This window comes from Streptomyces sp. NPDC006259 (assembly GCF_042870975.1).
GTDB lineage: Bacteria > Actinomycetota > Actinomycetes > Streptomycetales > Streptomycetaceae > Streptomyces.
This window is the reverse complement of the sequence record NZ_JBIAHY010000004.1, coordinates 492,784-509,390: the sequence shown is the minus strand read 5'-3', so window position 1 is coordinate 509,390 and position 16,607 is coordinate 492,784. Positions and strand designations below refer to the sequence as shown.

Below are 16,607 nucleotides of genomic sequence, written 5' to 3'. Positions count from 1 at the left end.
GTGACTGCGGGTCCGGCCCGTCGACGGGCCGTGGCAGTCGCAACCACAGCGGCGTACCAGCGGCAGCAGGCCGACGCTGTGTGGGAGCGGGATGTCCCGTAGGCGGCCGCACGCCTCGTGTACGTCTTCGTATCCGGGCCTGCGCGCCAGCGCACACTCCGGCGCGACAGCTCCCCCTGGTCCGCCGACGTAGCGGAACCAGGACTCATCGCTCGTCCCCCGCTTCTCCGGAGGGTCGCAGGGCGGTGAGGACGTCCGGCTGCGGCGGGTAGTGCGCGGCGCACGCCCGGCAGGCGTACACGACGAATCCCGACCCCGAGTTCTGGTGCACCGCGGCGACGACCACAGGGGTTTCGGTGATCGCCTCGCAACGCACGCACATCCGCACCGGCGGGCGGGGCCTCTTGTCTCTCGTCCCCATCACGCCGCCCTCTCCGCGCCGACCACATGCAGGTCGAGGTCGATGCCGAAGTCTGCGGCCAGGACCAGGGCGACGCGGCGCCGTTTCTGCCGTGCCCGCTCACGTTCCCGTTCGTGGTCGGCCCGCTCGGCCGCGAGCACGTACGGGCGGATGGGGTCGGTACGGGCACCGTCGAGCAGCACGGGCAGTCCACACGGGGAGCGGGGTGTGGGAAGCGGTACGACGACGGGGTCCGGCCACGTCTTCGGTACGCGGGAGGGAGCCGCTGCGGCGGGGCGCGTGCCCGCCCCTGCGCCTGCCTGTGGAACCTTCGTCGCCGACCCCTTGCCCGGATCGGCTCCGGGTGTTCCGGGCACGGGTGAGGGGGCGGTCGGCTGACCGGCAGGGCTGTGGAGCGGTCTGTCAGCTCGCCGTCCTCGGGAACGTGACCTCCACTCGGCGGTTCTTCTTGCGGCCTGCCTCGGAGGCGTTGTCGGCGATGGGGTACTGCTCGCCGTAGCCACGCACCTCGAAGGTGACGTCGGCGTTGTTGAGGTCGCCGGCGAGGGCGGCCTGGACGGCGTTCGCGCGCTGCTTCGACAGGACGTCTCCGTGGGCGGAGGAGCCGAGGTTGTCCGTGAAGCCGAAGACGCGGATGCGGGTGGCGTTCTGCTTCTTGATCTCCCCGGCGATACCGGCGATGCGGGCCTTCGCGTCGGCGCTGAGTTTGGCACTGTCCTTGCCGAAGAGGACCTCCGCCTGGAGGGCGAACTTCACGTCCGCGTTGGTGTCCTCCCGCCGCTCGTCCCCACTCTCGTCCTCGACGACCTGCTTGATGTCGAGCACCTTGGGCTCCGCGAGGGTCGCCCCCTCGGGCAGCTTGAGGTCGGGGTCGTTGGGGTCCACCTCCACGGGGGCGGTGGCGGTGGGTTCGGTGCCCGGGGGGACGCTGGGGTCGTCGGCGTGGGCGGGAGGTGTGGTGAGGAGCAGCAGGGTGGTCGTGAGCAGCGCCAAGGGCAGGTGGCGGGGTGCGAGTCCGGTGTGGGTCATCGGGGCCTCACCCGGAGACCTTGATCACCGCGCTGGGGAACAGCGGCAGTTGGAAGGAGACGTCGGTCGTACCGGCGGGCGGTGACGGGAACTGGAGGAAGACGTCGATCGATTCACCGGCCTTCAGCGTCGAGAAGCCTGTGGTCGTCAGGGGACGGCCTTCGGTGTCGCGGAGGACGTAGTAGCGCTTCTTGCTCTTGGAGTCGACAAGGGTGGCTCCGCCGAGGGACCTACCGTTGTTCATGATCTCGGTTTCGTTGCCGCTCAGCGCCGAGGGGATGGTGACCACCGTTCCGCTGTCATTCTTGAAGGCACCGCTGACGGTGACGAAGCCGCCGGAGTCCCGTACGGCTGCGGTGATCTGCAGATTCAGTCCGCTCGGGCCCTTCAGCTCGGCCAAGGGCTCCTGGGACTGCCCTTCCTGAGGGTCCGGCTGCGATCCGCCGGCCGTGGAAGCGGACGACGAGCTGTCGGGCTTCTTGTCGTCGTCGCCCCCGCTCCCGCCGCACGCTGCCGCGCCAAGGGCGAGTCCGGTCACGGCAGCCAGCGTGACCATCCCCCTGCAGGCTTTCCCCGTGAACCGCATGCTCATCACTCTGCTTCCTTCTCCACTTGTCGTTCGCTCGTCAGTCGGCCAGGTGGACGTCGAAGAGGTCCTCGGGCTTGGGCAGATCACTGAGGTCGTCAGGGTCCAGCTCCCATTCCCTGTCTCCGTTCCCGCAGGTGAGCTTCGGGAGGACGTCCTCCTCGGCGTCCGCACCAGGGGTGTCGAACGTGCACAGCGGTTCGATCACTGCGACCGCATCGGCGTGCGCCTTGGTGGTGCTGGTGGCAGGGATGACGGAGTCCCCCGCGGTTTTGTTCGCCTGGACGGTGACCAGGAACCGCAGCCCCTCCGGGTCGCAGAGGTTCACCGTGGCATCGTTCTGCGCGGCAAGCTCGCGGGCGCGCCAGCATGGATCGGCGAGCCGCACCCCGTCGCCGTTGAAGATGTCATGCCATTTGGCGGGATCCAGGACATCCTCCACCCACAGATCCGCCAACCCGTCCCTGGTCTCCTGCGCGGCCGCCAACGCCGCCGCGTCGGCGGCGGTCTGAGCACCGTTGCGGTTCACCGCGGCCTGACCGACCGCGAAGTAGGCGAACGCGAGGAAGAGCAGGCCCGCCACCACCGTGATGTAGATGGGGAAGACCTGCCCTGCGTCGCCGCGCGCACGAGATCCGGTCAGGGCGCCACCTTGGCGATCTGAGTGGTGAGCTTGTCCACGATCGTCTGGCCCAGATTCGTATTCGCGATCAACACCACGATCGCCACCACCACCGCGATGATCCCCAGGTACTCGACCGCGGTCTGCCCCCGGTCGCCGCGGCGTCGGGCGGCCTGGGTCGTGGTGTTCTTCCAGCCGTTCACCCGGATCTTGGCCGCGACGACGGTCTTCAGCATCAGGTCGCTCATGGCGTTCCCCTCCGTTTGAGGCGTTACCGGCTTGAGGAACGTAAAGCGGAACGGGAGGATCGGCAGAGGGTCCCCGGGCCCAATCCCGGGCCCAATCGGCGGTCGGGCGGTGTTTCACGGCGTCACCGCCGTTCCCAGCCACTTGGCCGCGGCCTGCGAGCGGGTCGTGCTGTGGAGCTTGGCGAAGATGCGGTTGATGTGGTTCTTGACCGTCTTCTCGCTGATGAAGCAGGTGGCGGCGATCTGCTGGTTGTTCAGGCCCGCCGCGATCAGGTCCATGATCTCCGCCTCCCTCGCGCTGAGTTGGGACTCCCGACCCGACTGTCCCACAGGCGATTGCATTCGCGAAAGCCGTTCGCGAAAACTCGTGCGGGGTAGGGGATGTGGGGGTTCCATGTCATGTGCAGTCGCATCAGAGCGGAGTTGGGCGAGCACCGCCGTCGCCGCCGTGGGGGTGAGGTGGGCCCGTCCCGCCACGACGTCCCGGATCGCGGAGATCAGGTCCGTCACCGTGAACTCGCCGTGCACCAGATAGCCGCCCGCCCCCAGCCGCAGGGCCTCCCGCACGATCTCCGACTCGCTGCTGTAGGTGAGCATCACGACGGGGGCGATCCGCACCAGGTGGGGAAGGGCCGAGAGGCCGTCCACGTCGGGCATGCGGACGTCCAGCAGGACGAGGTCGGGGCGATGGCGGAGGGTGGCGTCGTAGGCCTGGCGGCCGTCGGCGGCCTCCGCGACGACCGTGATGTCCTCGCGCTCGGAGAGGACCGCGGCCAGACCGGCGCGGATCACGGGGTTGTCGTCGGCCACCACCACGCGCAGTGGTGTGCGGCGGGGTGGTGCCGCGAAGGCCTTCTGCGAGGGGATGGGGGAAGGGTGGGGCGGTTGCTCCGGCATCTGGCGGCCTCCTCTCGTGGGGGACGTCGGGTCGTGCGGCGTGCCTGTCATGGTGTCGGTGTCGGAAGCGCCGCGAGGGGAAGTTCCAGGAACACCCCGGTGCCGCGGGAGTCGAGACCACCGCCGAAGCGGATGCGGGCGCCGACGGACGCGGCCCGCTCCGCCATGCCGACGATGCCGAAGTGCCCCGTGCCGCGGAGCCGTTCGAGGCTGGCGCCGGACGGCAGGCCGTGCCCGTCGTCGAGGACGCCCACCTCGAGGAGTCCGTCGCGCACGCCTGCCCGTACCTCGACGCGCGTCGGGTGCGCGTGCCGGTGGGCGTTCTCCATGGCCTCCGAGGCGATGACGAGCAGGTGCCGGGCCACCGCGGGCGGGACGGGCGGCGTGGGTTGGTCGCCGATGCGGTGGCAGGTGGCCGGCAGGCCGGTGCGGTCGGCGAAGTCGCGTGTGCGGACGGCCAGTTCGTGCAGGAGGTCGACGCCCTGGTCCGGGTCCGTCTCGCGGCGCAGGTCGGTGAGGAGTTCGCGGGACTCGGCGGCGGCCCGGCGGGCGGCACGGGCGACCAGTTCGGCCTGTTGCCGGACGCGGTCGGGGTCCATGGCCGGCGATCCGGCCGAGCGGGCCAGGCCGTCCGCCGCGAGGGCCACGCCGTGCAGGGTCTTGGCGACGGAGTCGTGCATCTCGCGGGCCAGCCGGGCCCGTTCGGCGGCGACCGCCTGGGTGACGGCGAGCCGGGCCTTGACCGTCGTCAGGGCCAGGGTCGCGGTGCCGAAGCGGAGCATGAGGTTGCGCAGGGTGGAGCCGACGGCTCCGGTGATGACGCAGAGGCCGGGAAGGAGCAGCCTCTCCGCGAGGCCGGCGCCAGACTCCCGTTCCAGGGTGGCGTGGACCAGCAGGAGGATCAGCGACTGGAGTGAGGCGAAGCAGGCCGCTCCTCGCCAGCCGTAGACGATGCCGGCGAGGAGGGGGGTGCAGACGCTGACGTAGGCGAGGGTGGTGTCGGGGCCCGCGGAGATCAGCAGCAGGGTGCCGAAGAGGGTGTCCACGGCGAGCAGGGTGGGGTGGCGCAGCAGGAGGGGGCCGAAGCGTTCCCAGTCGCGAAAGAGGACGTAGGAGCCCATGAAGGTGACGACGACGGCCGCGCCGACCAATCGGGCGCCCAGACCCGGCGAGGCGTTGAGGAGGGCGGCCGGGGCGGCCAGGGCGATCATGGCGAGCCGGAATCCGAAGACCTGACGGCACATCGCCTGGAGGGCGTTGACCTGGAGCGGGATGGGCGGTTCGGTACCGCCTTCGGTCTCCCCTCCGGTTTCGTGTCCGGTCCCCCCTCCGGTCCCCCGTCCGGTCCCCCGCCCGGTCCCCCCTCCGGTCCCCCGCCCGGTCCCCCCTCCGGCCCCGCACCCGGTCCCCCCTCGCTCGGTCGGCCCGCCGGCGAGTACGTCGTCCCTGGCGTCCGGGACTGCGGTGTCGTCCCTGGCGTCCGGGACGGTGGTGTCGTCCCTGGCGTCCGGAACGGCGGTGGGGACGTCGGCCGCCGCGGGTCGAGGTACCGGCCCGCGGCGGCGCCGCCAGGGGCCGCCGCGTCGCCTCTGGGTCGCTGTCATGACCGTCGTCCCGCTCATCTACTCACCCGTGATCGAGCTGAAGTCCGTGCCGGAGCCCAGCAGCATGCCCGCGCCGAGGAGGAGCATCGTGGCCGGGACCATGAAGGTCGTGATCATCAGCGTGGCCTTGGGGACCGCGCGGGCCGCCTTGCGGCGGGCGTTCTGCGCGTCCGTACGGCGCATGTCCCTGGCGATCGCGACCAGCGTGTCGACGATCGGCGCGCCCAGCTCCTCCCCCTGCTGGAGTGCGGTGACGAACATGGCGACCTGCTCGGAGTCGTTGCGGCGGCGCAGTTCGGCGAAGGCGTCGCGGCGGCTCATGCCGAGGTCCATCTGACGGAGCGTGATCCGGATCTCGTCCGCCCAGGGTCCCGCGTACCGGGACGCCACGCGGTCGAGGGCCTGGCGGAAGCCGAGGCCCGCGCTCACGACGACGGCGAGGACGTCGAGGAAGTCCGGCAGGGTGCGTTCGATCGCGTCCTTGCGGACCCGGATCGCGGACCAGATGCCGACCTCGGACCAGAACACGCCGAAGGCGATCATCAGGAGGGCGAGGAAGAAGCTGCCCTGGAGCAGCGCGGCCAGCCCGCCGAGGCCGCCGATCGCCCCGTAGACCGCCCGGCGGGCCGCGTAGCGGTCGATCGTCAGGCCGCCGGGGTTGCCCGCGAGGTCGATCCTGCGCCGGTATCGGGCGACCTGCCGGGGGCCCATGAGCCGTAGCACGGCGGGGGCGTACCGCATGCCGAGGCGGTCGATGAGGGAGCCGACGGCGCTGGTGCGGGTGGCGCCGACCTCCAGCGCCAGGGCGAGGTCGGTGGGCAGTTTCACCTCGGCCCGGTACATGCGGATGCCGGCGAAGGCGCCCCACACGCTGAGGCCCATGACGAGTGCGAGCAGAAGTTCCATGGCGGTCGGTTCCTCCCTTCAGCGGCTTTCAGACGTCGATGCGGGACATACGGCGGATGAGGACGAAGCCGACGGCGTAGAGGGCGAAGGCGATGATCACGCTGGCCTGCCCGGCGGGTGATCCCGTCATGCGGTCGAGCGTGCCGTCCGCGACGCTGTCCATGAGGAACAGGGCGCCCACCCCCAGCACCGGCACCGCGTAGGACGTCATGTTCACCTGGGACAACTGGGTCCGTACCTCTCGTCGGGTCTCCTTGCGCTCCTCCAGGGTCTCCGTGAGGTTGCGCAGGGCGCCCACCACCTGGCCGCCCGCCCGGTTGGAGAGGACCAGGGTGGTGACCAGGACGACGAGTTCGCGGGAGGGGAGGCGGTCGGCGAGTTCGCCGAGGGCGTCGTCCAGGGAGTGGCCCACGGCCAGCTGGTTGGCCACCTTGGCGAGTTCCTCGCCCGCGGGGGCCTCCAGCTCCTCCGCCGCCATGCCGATCGCGGTGCGCAGGGCGAGGCCCGCGTTGGTGGCGTTGGCCAGGATGCGGGCGAGTTCGGGCAGTTGGTTGATGAAGCGTTCGATGCGTTTCTGGCGTTGCCAGTTGAGGAACTGCCAGGCGGCCCAGATGCCGAGCAGGCCGGCCAGGGGGCCGAAGAAGGGGGCCAGGGTGGCCTGGCCGATCAGCCACAGGGCGGCGACCGCGGCCAGCATGTACACGAAGAACTCGCCCGGCGTCACGTCCAGGCCGGTCGCCGTCAGCCGCAGTTCGAGTCGGCGGCCGAGGTCGGTGCGGCGCAGGCGGCGGTCGAGGGTGCGGAAGCGGCGCCGGCGGCCGGTCGGGGGGACCTGGCCGGTGGCGGTGAGGCGGTCGACGAGGGCGGCCCGCCGGGCGTGGCCCCGCGCGTAGGTGTGCACGCCGGCGACGGCGAGACAGCAGGTCAGCAGGGTCACGCCGGTGGTGAGGGCGACCAGGTTCTGGAGGGTCATGGGGTGTCCTGCCTGTCCTGTCCTGTTCCGTGCCGGCGGCCTTCGCGAAGGCCGGCTACCGGGCTTCTCTGGTGGTCAACTCGTCGAGCGTGCGGGCGACTCCGAAGGCCTGGGGTATCGGCTGGCTCGCCATGTAGAGGCGGTCGGCGGTGCGGCGCGGCAGCGGGTGGTACTCGAAGACGCCGTGGATACGGCCGTCCGCGGCCATCGGCCGGGCGTTGAAGCGGGCGATGGTCGCCAGCCGGTACGGCTCTCCGCCGTGGCTGTCGAGCAGCGCGATCTCCGTCACCCGCCGGGCTCCGTCCGCGAAGCGGGTGAGCTGGATGATGACGTCCACGGCGCTGTTGATCTGGTCGTGGAGGGCGACGAACGGGATCTCGACGTCCGACATGGACGCCAGGGTCTGGAGCCGCATCAGCGCGTCCTCCGCGCTGTTGGCGTGGACGGTGGCCAGGGAGCCGTCGTGGCCGGTCGACATGGCCTGGAGCATGTCGAGGGACTCGCCGCCGCGGACCTCGCCGACCACGATCCGGTCGGGTCGCATGCGCAGCGAGTTGCGGACCAGGTCGCGGATGGTGATACGGCCGTTGCCCTCGACGTTCGGCGGCCGGGACTCCAGGCGGATGACGTGCGACTGCTGGAGCTGGAGTTCGGCCGAGTCCTCGATGGTGATGATGCGTTCGGTCTCCGGGATGAGGCCGGAGAGGGCGTTGAGGAGGGTCGTCTTCCCGGTGCCCGTCGCGCCGGAGACGATCACGTTGAACTTCGCCTGCACCAGGCCGGCCAGCAGGTACAGCATGGGCTCGTCCAGCGAGCCGAAGCCGATCAGTTCGTGCAGGGTGAAGGAGCGCGGGAAGCGGCGGATGGTGAGGATGGGTCCGGTCAGGGACAGCGGGGGGATGATCACGTTGACGCGTTCGCCGGACGGGAGGCGGGCGTCGACCATCGGGTTGGTCTCGTCGACGCGGCGGTTGACGGTGGAGACGATGCGTTCGATGGTCTGCATGAGCTGGTCGTGGGAGGCGAAGCGGATGGGCAGCTGCTCGACCCTGCCCGCCCGTTCGACGAAGATCGCGTCCGGGCCGTTCACCATGATCTCGGTGATCGAGGCGTCCTCGAGGAGCGGTTCGAGGATGCCGAGGCCCAGCGCCTCGTCGACCACCCTGCGGATCAGCTGCGCGCGCTCCGTCGTGGACAGCACCGGGCCCTCGCGGCTGATGATGTGCCCCAGCACCCGTTCCAGACGGGCCCGGCGCTCGGCCGCCGCCAGCGCGCTCATCTCGGCGAGGTCGATCTCCTCCAGGAGCTTCGCCCGGTAGGAGGCGACCAGGTGGCCGTCCTCGCCCCGGCCGCCGTGCTCCTCGGGAGAGGTGATGCGGGCCCGCAGGCTCATCTCCGGTTCCTCCTCGCTGCGTTGCGTCGGCCCACTCGGTCGCGGGCCGGGCTCAGTGGTCGACCGGCATGGTCGCCGTGCGGTGGGCCGCGCCGAAGTCCCCGATGCCGGGGATGACGGACGGGATGGTGACGGTGGAGGTGACCCGGACCTCCTCGCCCAGGTCCTCGGGGGCACAGCTGGTGCCGTCCGCGAGCCAGGAACTGACCGCGCTCCGGCAGGCTCCGCCCGCGCCCTCGCCGAGCGACGCCCCGCGGGCCCCGGCCCTGGCCGCCGTACCCGCCTGCTGCGCCGCGTACGCGATCAGGCCGAGCTGTACGGCGGCCAGCGCGACGAGCAGCAGGATCGGCAGGAAGCCGAGGTACTCCAGGGCGACCTGCCCGCGATCACGTCCACGGCGTCCGCGCCCCATGTCAGTCGTCATCCTCTTCCTCCACGGCACCGGCGTGGCCCTTCACCTCGAACTGGAAGTCGATCGCGCCCGGGAAGAGGACCGGGACCCGGAGGGTGACGGTCGCCGTCACGTATCCGCCCGACGTCGGACAGCTGACCGTGGCCCCGGAGCGCCACGCCTGCGACAGCTTCTCCAGCCCCGCCTGTTCGCACACGGCCTGCCGCTCCCCCCGCTGTGCCGCCGTCCCCGCCCGCACCGCCTCGTCGGCAGCATTCCCCGCGAGCGTGAACGTGTATCCCAGCAGGACGAACTGCCACACCAGCACCAAGGTCACGATGATCAGCGGGGTCATGCCGAGGAGTTCGATCGTGACCTGGCCCCGGTCGCCTCCGGGTCGCCGTGCTCTCACGTCACTCCCTCCTCCGCCGGAAGCCCGCCGACGCCCGTTCTCCGCCGCGCCCCGCCCGGCCGGACCTGCGGTGCTGCGAGCCCTCCTGGGCCTTGACCAGGCCGAGTTCGCCGGCGAGGGCCCACATGGCCTGGCGGACGGTGCTCCTGCCGTCGAGGGCGTGGACGCGGCCGGCGTCCACGGCGGACTGGAGTTCCTTGAAGTTGGCGGGGATCACGGTCGCCGCGACGGCCGTGCCGGTGATCTTCTGGACGAGGGCGGGCTGGATCTCCGTCCCGCGGCTGTGGCGGTTGACGACGACCGTGGTCTCCTCGGCCTTGCGGATCTGGAGGCGGTCCCACATGCGGACGGTGCGTTTGGCGCCGCGGACCGCCACCACGTCGGGGGTGGTGACGAGCAGGGCGCGGTCGGCCATCTCGACGGCGGTGGCGCCGGCGCCGCCGAGCTGGGCGCCGCAGTCGACGACGACGACCTCGTAGCGGGAGCGCAGGGCGCCGAGGATCTGGCGGGCGGCGCGGTCGGTGACCTCCTCGCCGCGCTCGCCCTCGCCGGGGGCCAGCAGCAGGGCCACGCCGGTGTCGTGGCGGAAGACGGCCTCGGCGAGGATGCGGGGCGACAGGTCGGTGATCGCGGCGAGGTCGACGACCGAGCGGCGGAACTGGACGTCCAGGAAGGACGCGATGTCGCCGGCCTGGAGGTCCATGTCGACGAGGGCGGTCGGGCGGCCGGAGGCCTGGGCGGCGAGGGCCAGCTGGACGGCGAGGAGGGTGGCGCCGACGCCTCCCTTGGCGCCGCTGACCGTGACGACGGTGCCGCCGACGCCGGTGAACACGTCGCCGCCGTGGCCCAGATGGCGTCGTACGCCCACGGACCACTGGGCGACGGCGTGGACGCGCTGGGCGAGGTCCTCGTAGCCGACGGGCAGGGTGACCAGGCCGCGGGCGCCGGCGTCCATAGCGGCGGAGAAGAGGCCGGGGCCGGCGTCGGTGGTGACGAGGATGACGCCGACGGCCGGGAAGCGCAGGGCGACCTCGCGGACCAGTTCCAGCGCGGGGACGGGACCGATGCGTTCGTGGACGATCACGACCTCGGGCAGTTCGTCGACGGACTCGGCGGCGAGGCGGGCCAGGGTGTCGACGAGTTGCGTGGAGTCGGCGACCGGGGAGACGGGTTCGGCGTCCGGAAGCTGGCTGAGCAGGGTGGTGAGGGAGCGGACCGCGTCCGCGTCGCCGACGGCCGGGAGGATCCTCGTGGGCATGGCGGCGGCCTCTCACTTGTCCGTGGTGAGTTCGTACGTGCGGTCCTTGTCGGGGACCGTGGTGGGGGTGCCGGGCGCCACCAGGGCGAGCCGGACGCGCTTGGCGAACGACTCGGCGTACGTGATGCGCTGGGCGTCGAGGGTGGACAGCGCGAAGGTGATGGGTACGGCGTCGGTGGGCCGCTGTCCGCGCTCGTCCTTGTCCGGGTCGAGGGCGGTGATGGAGCCGACGTCGAGGACGCGGGCGTTGGTGACGATGATCTTCGACTGGTCGGGGTCGCTCTCGCGGGCGCCCTCGAAGGTGGCGAAGACGTTGACGGAGGAGCCCGGGGTGATCTTTCCGGCGACACCGGTCGCCGCGTCGATCATGATGGCGACCTCCTGCTGGCCGGCCTGGAGGGCGGGCCGGTCGACGATCATGTCGCTCTGGAGCAGCGAGCCCTTCTTCAGCGTCGTCACGGCGATCTTGCCGCGGATGTCCGCGAGGTCGGTCACCGCGTTCTCGGAGAGCCAGCGTTCGGGCATCTCGATCTTCTCGAACTGGCCGGTGCTGAGCCGGGTGTAGGGCGCCACATTCGACCTGACCCGGTACGCGGTGACCTCGGGGCCGACCTTGGACTGCACGTCGTCGATGACGGAGAGGACGCCGGCGAAGGCGCCGAGGGCGCACAGAACCGACAGGAGCAGGAGGATCACGCCGCGGCGCTGACGGGAGTTCATGGACCGGTGCAACCTCGTCGGGGGTCGGGTCGAACGGACAGGAGCGGGTCGGGCGGGCCGAGCTGTGGTCCTTGCGGGGGTCTTCGTCCGGTTCTCGCGGGGGTCCTTGCGGGGGTCTTCGTCCGGTTCTCGCGGGGGTCCTTGCGGTGGCCCTTGCGGGAGTCTTGGTTCTGGTCCTGCTGTGACCCTTGCGGGGGTCATCGCTTCGGTTGTTGCCTCGGTTCTGTCTCGGTTTCTGTCTCGGGTCCTGCCTCGGTTGTCGCCTCGATCCTTGCTGTGATCCTTGCTGGGGTCCGTGCTGTGGTCCTCTTTCAGCCGCCCGTGGTGAGCGCGCGGTGGGTTCGGTGGCCGCCCGCGGTGAGCGCGCGGGCGGGCCCGGACTCGTGGGCGGGCGGCGGGGTGGCGGAGCAGAAGACGCAGAGGTCGCCGATGACGTCGACGCCGCACCAGTGGCAGACGGTCTGGCGGACCGAGGTGACCAGTTGGTAGAGGACCGAGAGGTCGGGCAGGTAGGCGCAGAACTCGATCAGCTTGTCGGTGCCCCACCAGGCGGCCGACTCGGCGGGCGCCTCCGTCTCGCGCAGTCCCTGGGTCCGCCATGCGGGGGCGAGGGTGCCGGTGACCCAGTCGGACTGGAGGCGGCCCCGCCCGACGAGCATCCAGGTGCCGAACTCGGGGCCGTCCAGGAGGGTGTCCGGCCCGACCCTCACCAACTGGGGCTGAGGATGGGCCAGTACGGCGAACTGGCTGCCGGGCATCCAGGACCGGGCGTGCGAGGTCAGGCCGACGGGGACGTGGTCGAGGCGGGTCACGGAGGCGAGGAGCGCGCCGGCGTGGATGTAGTGCGTGAGCAGCCGGCCGGCCGAGGCGAGGACACCGGGGCTCAGGTCGCAGGAGGCGAGCTGGCGCAGCTGGCGGGCCAGGACGGCGAGCCCGAGCGGCGGCAGTTCGGGGCGGAAGAGGGCGATGCGGTCGCTCTCCAGCAGGGAGCGGACGGTGCGCAGGCGCTGCTCGACGGCGGCGGGGACGGCCCGTGAGTACACGACGACCAGGTGTCCGTGCTGGTCGAGCAGGGTCTGGACGTCGGCGACGGCCTGGTCGAGGGGGCGGCGGTCGAGGCCGTCCAGCACGGCGGCGGGCACGGTGCGTTCGTCCTGTGGCGGCAGGGCCAGGTCCGCACCGGTCACGGCGATGGCAGTGGGCACGCGCAGCTCCCCGATTCCCGCGGTCCGGCCCGCCAGGCGTTACTCCGGCGCACCGAGGTGACTTCATTGCGTGACTACCTCAGCACTGTATCCACGCCCCTGTGGCCGGAGAACAGCTTTCCGTCACCGCCTGTGGACGGATCTTCCCGCAAGTCGCCCCAAAGCGGGTCAGGTTGCCCACACCGGCCCTCCGCGGGTGAACCCCTTGACAAGAGAATTGGTCTGGACCAACTTGTTGTCATGTCCCCACTTACAAGATCGGCGCGGCTCTGGTCCGGAGCCGTCACCGCCGCGCTCGCCCTCACCCTCGCGGGCACGGGCCAGGCGTCCGCCGCGGACGTCGACAACGCCAGGAACGCCGGCTTCGAGTCCGGCCTCGCCGACTGGGCCTGCTCCGCGGGCAGCGGCACCACCGTCACCTCCCCCGTGCACGGCGGCACCGCCGCGCTCAAGGCGACCCCGGCGGGCCAGGACAACGCCCGCTGCACCCAGACGGTCGCCGTGAGACCCAACTCCACCTACACGCTCAGCGCCTGGGTGCGGGGCGGCTACGCCTACCTCGGCGCGACCGGCACCGGCACCACCGACGTCTCGGCCTGGACCCCGGACTCCGCCGCCTGGAAGCAGCTCTCGACGACGTTCTCCACCGGCGCGTCGACCACCTCCGTCACGGTCTACCTGCACGGCTGGTACGGCCAGGCGGCCTACCTGGCCGACGACGTCTCCGTGTACGGCCCCGACGGCGGCGGGGGCACCGGCCCGGCCCCGACGGTCCCGTCCGCCCCGTCCGGCCTCACCGTCACCGGGACGACGTCCTCGTCCGCCTCCCTGGCCTGGAACGCGGTGTCCGGCGCGACCGGATACAGCGTCTACCGCGACGGTACGAAGGTGACGGCGGTGACCGGGACCTCGGCGACCGTGACCGGGCTCGCGGCGGCCACGTCGTACTCCTTCCAGGTCACCGCGACCAACGCGGCAGGTGAGTCGGCGAAGTCGGCGGCGGTGACGGGGCGGACGGCCGCGACCGGCGGAGGCGGTGGGGGCACGGTGCCCAAGCACGCCGTGACCGGCTACTGGCAGAACTTCAACAACGGCGCGACGGTCCAGCGGATCTCCGACGTTCCCGCCCAGTACGACATCATCGTGGTCGCCTTCGCCGACGCGACGACGACTCCGGGCGCGGTCACCTTCGCCCTCGACTCGGCCGGCCTGAACGGCTACACCGTCGACCAGTTCAAGGCCGACATCAAGGCCAAGCAGACGGCCGGCAAGAAGGTGATCATCTCGGTCGGCGGCGAACGCGGCACGGTGAGCGTCAACGACGCCACCTCCGCCGCCAACTTCGCGAACTCCCTCCACGCCCTGATGCAGACGTACGGCTTCGACGGCGTCGACATCGACCTGGAGAACGGCCTCGACGCGACCTACATGACGCAGGCGTTGCGCGCCCTGTCGGCGAAGGCGGGGCCCTCCCTCGTCCTGACCATGGCCCCGCAGACCATCGACATGCAGTCGACGTCCAGCGCGTACTTCCGGACCGCCCTGAACGTGAAGGACATCCTCACCGTCGTCAACATGCAGTACTACAACAGCGGTTCCATGCTCGGCTGTGACGGCAAGGTCTACAGCCAGGGCTCCGTGGACTTCCTCACCGCCCTGGCCTGCATCCAACTCGAGGGCGGTCTCGCCCCCTCCCAGGTGGGCCTGGGCCTCCCCGCCTCCACCCGCGGGGCGGGCAGCGGCTACGTCTCCCCGGCGGTCGTCAACAACGCCCTGGACTGCCTGACGAGGGGAACCGCCTGCGGCACCTTCACACCGTCCCGGACCTACCCCGACCTCCGCGGCGCGATGACCTGGTCGACGAACTGGGACGCGACGGCGGGCAACGCGTGGTCGCGCGCGGTGGGTCCGCATGTGCACGGGCTGCCGTAAACCCGAGGGGGCACCGCAGGCCAGGAACCAGCGGGGCAGCCGGCCCTGAAAGCCGCGCCGCCGAAGCCCGCCCGGCTTCGAGAACGCCGACCGCAACACCGAACCGCCACCGGGCGGGCCGGCGTTGCGGTCGGCGACGTCGGAGGAGTCGCCCCGCTTTTTCGGTGCGGCCGGCCCGCGTCCGCGTGCCACCTCGACGAGGTCTCGGCTACCCCCTTCCGGGAACCGTGCCGTACCTCGCCGCGCTCTCCCTGGGCAGCCTCGCCCACATGCGCGTGCCGCCTCCCGGCTCTCGGGACTCGCCGAACCCCCAGTCGCCGTCGCACGCGCGGCACACGCAGGCCAGGACGCGCAGTGCCGCGCGGCGGCGGGTGTCGCAGGCGGTGGCCAGATGGGGTTGGGTGTGGCGCGGGTGGTTGTCGTAGACGATCACCCGGAGGGTGTGCGCGCGGTAGCGGAGGGAGAGGTAGAAGTCCGCCGACTCCGTGAACTGGGTCGCCACCGCCGTCAGTTCGCCCACCGCTTGCAGTGCCGGGTCCAGCATGTCGTGCAGGCCGTGCGCCTTGAGGACCTCGCGGGTCGTCGCCCGCGCGAGGGCGGGGCTTGCCAGGGCGGCGGGCAGGGTGAGGCTGTAGGAGACGGTCTCGGGCATGGGGGCGGTGAAGTCCGCGGGGAAGACGGGGGCGAGTGGGCAGCGGGGCATGGGCATGGCCGGCTCCTCGTGATGAACGGACAGGGGGCCGCAATCGGTGGCTCGTCTCCCTGGCGCGGGCCCGCCCCTCCCAGGGAAGGAGCGTGCGGGCAGGGCCGCGCGGTGCACTGCCGACTGCGGCGGGTAGCTTGTGCGTTACTGAACGTAGAGCATGCGGGGCTATGTTGCCCCACGCCTAGGGCAACATAGGCACCGATGGAGTGAACTCTGCTCCCTGGAGGGAACGCATGGCCGCAAGAACGTCTCCGACCGAGCGACAGAAAAGGCTCGGTGCCGAAGTGCGGAGGCTGCGCACCGCCGCCGGCATGACCGGGGAGTACGCGGCCGGCCTGCTCGGCGTGGACCGGGGCAAGATCTCCAACATCGAGTCGGGCACGCGTGCCATCAGCCCCGACCGGTTGCGCACCCTGGCCTGCAACTGTGACTGCGACGACGAAGCGTACGTGGACGCACTGGTCGAGATGGCCCAGCCGACCGAGCGGAACTGGTGGGAGCGGTACCGGGGCAGTCTCCCCGTCGGGATACTCGATATCGCCGAACTGGAACACCACGCCGTGCGGATCCGCAGCGTCCATCTGATCCACATGCCCGGCCTCCTGCAGTCAAGCGATCATGCTCAAGCAGTCTTCAAGGCCGCGCTTCCGCCTCTGCCCGAGCACGAGGTCGCCCTTCGGCTCGCCCACCGGTTGGAGCGGCAGCGGATTCTGGAACGTGCCGCGCCCACCGAATACGTCGGGATCCTGCACGAGGCCGCCTTGCGTATGCAGTTCGGCGGGCGCAAGGTCGCGCGGGGACAGCTGGAGCATCTGCTCGCCGCGTCGGAGAGGTCCCATGTGACCTTGCGGGTCATTCCGTTCGAGGCGGGGTCGTTTCCCGGTGCCGGGCAGACCGTGGTCTACCTGGAGGGGCCGGTGCCGCAGCTCGACACCGTCCAGATCGACAGCACCCATGGGCCGGAATTCCTCTACCAGGAGGCGCAGTTGTGCAAGTACCGCACGCAACTGGACTGGATGGAGGAACGTGCGCTGTCGCCCGAGGCGTCGTACGGATTCATCCAGGACATCGCCAGCCAACTCTAGGAGACGACCGTGGCCGACATCACCTGGGAAGACCCGTTCTGCGCCGAGGGATCGGCCTGCTTCCGCCTCGGCACCGACCCCGACGGCAACGCCTACATCGCCATAGCCGGTGCCGAGGAGGCCTATCTCACCGACTCCCGTGACGCGCTCCGGACCATGATCCTCGATATCAAGGCGGGCAAGGCCGACCACCTGCTCTGAGTTCGGTCCGTCGGGCGG

At 71.1% G+C, this 16,607-nt stretch carries 19 protein-coding genes; 3 read left to right on the top strand and 16 right to left on the bottom strand.

Translation table 11 applies throughout. The features are described 5' to 3' along the window. Positions 1–420: 420 nt before the first annotated feature. From ACFYO5_RS18925 to ACFYO5_RS18855, 15 genes are all read right to left on the bottom strand, one after another. Entirely contained in the window at positions 421–603 is a 183-nt protein-coding gene (locus ACFYO5_RS18925) for a hypothetical protein (RefSeq protein WP_388709888.1), read from the bottom strand. 220 nt (positions 604–823) lie between these two features. Next, entirely contained in the window at positions 824–1,450 is a 627-nt protein-coding gene (locus tag ACFYO5_RS18920; protein WP_388709886.1) for an OmpA family protein, read from the bottom strand. 7 nt (positions 1,451–1,457) lie between these two features. After that, a complete protein-coding gene (locus ACFYO5_RS18915) occupies positions 1,458–2,042 on the bottom strand; it encodes a hypothetical protein (RefSeq protein ID WP_388709884.1) in 585 nt (194 codons plus the stop codon). Between the two features lie 34 nt (positions 2,043–2,076). After that, the gene (locus tag ACFYO5_RS18910; protein WP_388710425.1) at positions 2,077–2,679 is read right to left on the bottom strand and encodes a pilus assembly protein TadG-related protein; all 603 of its coding nucleotides are present in this window, start codon (positions 2,677–2,679) and stop codon (positions 2,077–2,079) included. Next, entirely contained in the window at positions 2,676–2,906 is a 231-nt protein-coding gene (locus ACFYO5_RS18905; RefSeq protein WP_388709882.1) for a Flp family type IVb pilin, read from the bottom strand. Before ACFYO5_RS18905 ends, ACFYO5_RS18910 begins: the two co-directional genes overlap by 4 nt. 114 nt (positions 2,907–3,020) lie before the next feature. After that, positions 3,021–3,803 carry a response regulator gene (locus ACFYO5_RS18900; protein ID WP_388709880.1) on the bottom strand — a complete coding sequence of 261 codons (783 nt, stop codon included), beginning with the start codon at positions 3,801–3,803 and terminating at the stop codon, positions 3,021–3,023. Between the two features lie 47 nt (positions 3,804–3,850). Next, positions 3,851–5,047 carry a sensor histidine kinase gene (locus ACFYO5_RS18895; protein WP_388709878.1) on the bottom strand — a complete coding sequence of 399 codons (1,197 nt, stop codon included), beginning with the start codon at positions 5,045–5,047 and terminating at the stop codon, positions 3,851–3,853. Between the two features lie 378 nt (positions 5,048–5,425). Beyond that, entirely contained in the window at positions 5,426–6,313 is an 888-nt protein-coding gene (locus ACFYO5_RS18890; RefSeq protein WP_356560083.1) for a DUF5936 domain-containing protein, read from the bottom strand. A gap of 28 nt (positions 6,314–6,341) precedes the next feature. After that, a complete protein-coding gene (locus tag ACFYO5_RS18885) occupies positions 6,342–7,286 on the bottom strand; it encodes a type II secretion system F family protein (RefSeq protein ID WP_388709876.1) in 945 nt (314 codons plus the stop codon). A gap of 55 nt (positions 7,287–7,341) precedes the next feature. Then, the gene (locus ACFYO5_RS18880; RefSeq protein WP_356560085.1) at positions 7,342–8,679 is read right to left on the bottom strand and encodes a CpaF family protein; all 1,338 of its coding nucleotides are present in this window, start codon (positions 8,677–8,679) and stop codon (positions 7,342–7,344) included. A 52-nt stretch (positions 8,680–8,731) separates the two neighbouring features. Next, positions 8,732–9,103 carry a TadE/TadG family type IV pilus assembly protein gene (locus tag ACFYO5_RS18875; protein ID WP_356560086.1) on the bottom strand — a complete coding sequence of 124 codons (372 nt, stop codon included), beginning with the start codon at positions 9,101–9,103 and terminating at the stop codon, positions 8,732–8,734. Then, the gene (locus ACFYO5_RS18870; protein WP_388710423.1) at positions 9,093–9,425 is read right to left on the bottom strand and encodes a pilus assembly protein; all 333 of its coding nucleotides are present in this window, start codon (positions 9,423–9,425) and stop codon (positions 9,093–9,095) included. Before ACFYO5_RS18870 ends, ACFYO5_RS18875 begins: the two co-directional genes overlap by 11 nt. 58 nt (positions 9,426–9,483) lie before the next feature. Continuing rightward, complete coding sequence (locus ACFYO5_RS18865) at positions 9,484–10,740, bottom strand: CpaE family protein (protein WP_388709873.1); 1,257 nt, start codon at positions 10,738–10,740, stop codon at positions 9,484–9,486. A gap of 12 nt (positions 10,741–10,752) precedes the next feature. Beyond that, a complete protein-coding gene (gene cpaB, locus ACFYO5_RS18860; RefSeq protein WP_388709871.1) occupies positions 10,753–11,460 on the bottom strand; it encodes a Flp pilus assembly protein CpaB in 708 nt (235 codons plus the stop codon). Between the two features lie 311 nt (positions 11,461–11,771). Further along, on the bottom strand, positions 11,772–12,665 hold the full coding sequence (locus ACFYO5_RS18855; protein ID WP_388709869.1) for a hypothetical protein: 894 nt from the start codon (positions 12,663–12,665) through the stop codon (positions 11,772–11,774). Positions 12,666–12,905: 240 nt separating this feature from the next. Here ACFYO5_RS18855 and ACFYO5_RS18850 point away from each other — a divergent pair, with 240 nt between their 5' ends. Further along, entirely contained in the window at positions 12,906–14,597 is a 1,692-nt protein-coding gene (locus tag ACFYO5_RS18850) for a chitinase (RefSeq protein WP_388709867.1), read from the top strand. Positions 14,598–14,805: 208 nt separating this feature from the next. Here ACFYO5_RS18850 and ACFYO5_RS18845 read toward each other — a convergent pair whose 3' ends face one another. Continuing rightward, the gene (locus ACFYO5_RS18845) at positions 14,806–15,306 is read right to left on the bottom strand and encodes an ATP-binding protein (RefSeq protein ID WP_388709865.1); all 501 of its coding nucleotides are present in this window, start codon (positions 15,304–15,306) and stop codon (positions 14,806–14,808) included. Positions 15,307–15,536: 230 nt separating this feature from the next. On the opposite strand from ACFYO5_RS18845, the gene ACFYO5_RS18840 reads away from it, so the two are divergent. Together ACFYO5_RS18840 and ACFYO5_RS18835 are read left to right on the top strand one after the other, a co-directional pair. Then, on the top strand, positions 15,537–16,388 hold the full coding sequence (locus ACFYO5_RS18840) for a helix-turn-helix transcriptional regulator (protein WP_356560092.1): 852 nt from the start codon (positions 15,537–15,539) through the stop codon (positions 16,386–16,388). 9 nt (positions 16,389–16,397) lie between these two features. After that, positions 16,398–16,589 (top strand): hypothetical protein, encoded by a 192-nt coding sequence (locus tag ACFYO5_RS18835; protein ID WP_356560093.1) that lies wholly within the window; start codon positions 16,398–16,400, stop codon positions 16,587–16,589. The last annotated feature ends 18 nt before the right edge of the window (positions 16,590–16,607 follow it).

Excerpts from the sequence above, each read along its gene's own strand:
- ACFYO5_RS18920 (WP_388709886.1), bottom strand. The coding sequence starts at position 1,450 with ATGACCCACACCGGACTCGCACCCCGCCACCTGCCCTTGGCGCTGCTC.
- ACFYO5_RS18915 (WP_388709884.1), bottom strand. The coding sequence starts at position 2,042 with ATGAGCATGCGGTTCACGGGGAAAGCCTGCAGGGGGATGGTCACGCTG.
- ACFYO5_RS18905 (WP_388709882.1), bottom strand. The coding sequence starts at position 2,906 with ATGAGCGACCTGATGCTGAAGACCGTCGTCGCGGCCAAGATCCGGGTG.
- ACFYO5_RS18900 (WP_388709880.1), bottom strand. The coding sequence starts at position 3,803 with ATGCCGGAGCAACCGCCCCACCCTTCCCCCATCCCCTCGCAGAAGGCC.
- ACFYO5_RS18895 (WP_388709878.1), bottom strand. The coding sequence starts at position 5,047 with ATGTGCCGTCAGGTCTTCGGATTCCGGCTCGCCATGATCGCCCTGGCC.
- ACFYO5_RS18890 (WP_356560083.1), bottom strand. The coding sequence starts at position 6,313 with ATGGAACTTCTGCTCGCACTCGTCATGGGCCTCAGCGTGTGGGGCGCC.
- ACFYO5_RS18885 (WP_388709876.1), bottom strand. The coding sequence starts at position 7,286 with ATGACCCTCCAGAACCTGGTCGCCCTCACCACCGGCGTGACCCTGCTG.
- ACFYO5_RS18880 (WP_356560085.1), bottom strand. The coding sequence starts at position 8,679 with ATGAGCCTGCGGGCCCGCATCACCTCTCCCGAGGAGCACGGCGGCCGG.
- ACFYO5_RS18875 (WP_356560086.1), bottom strand. The coding sequence starts at position 9,103 with ATGACGACTGACATGGGGCGCGGACGCCGTGGACGTGATCGCGGGCAG.
- ACFYO5_RS18870 (WP_388710423.1), bottom strand. The coding sequence starts at position 9,425 with ATGACCCCGCTGATCATCGTGACCTTGGTGCTGGTGTGGCAGTTCGTC.
- ACFYO5_RS18865 (WP_388709873.1), bottom strand. The coding sequence starts at position 10,740 with ATGCCCACGAGGATCCTCCCGGCCGTCGGCGACGCGGACGCGGTCCGC.
- cpaB (WP_388709871.1), bottom strand. The coding sequence starts at position 11,460 with ATGAACTCCCGTCAGCGCCGCGGCGTGATCCTCCTGCTCCTGTCGGTT.
- ACFYO5_RS18850 (WP_388709867.1), top strand. The coding sequence starts at position 12,906 with ATGTCCCCACTTACAAGATCGGCGCGGCTCTGGTCCGGAGCCGTCACC.
- ACFYO5_RS18845 (WP_388709865.1), bottom strand. The coding sequence starts at position 15,306 with ATGCCCATGCCCCGCTGCCCACTCGCCCCCGTCTTCCCCGCGGACTTC.
- ACFYO5_RS18840 (WP_356560092.1), top strand. The coding sequence starts at position 15,537 with ATGGCCGCAAGAACGTCTCCGACCGAGCGACAGAAAAGGCTCGGTGCC.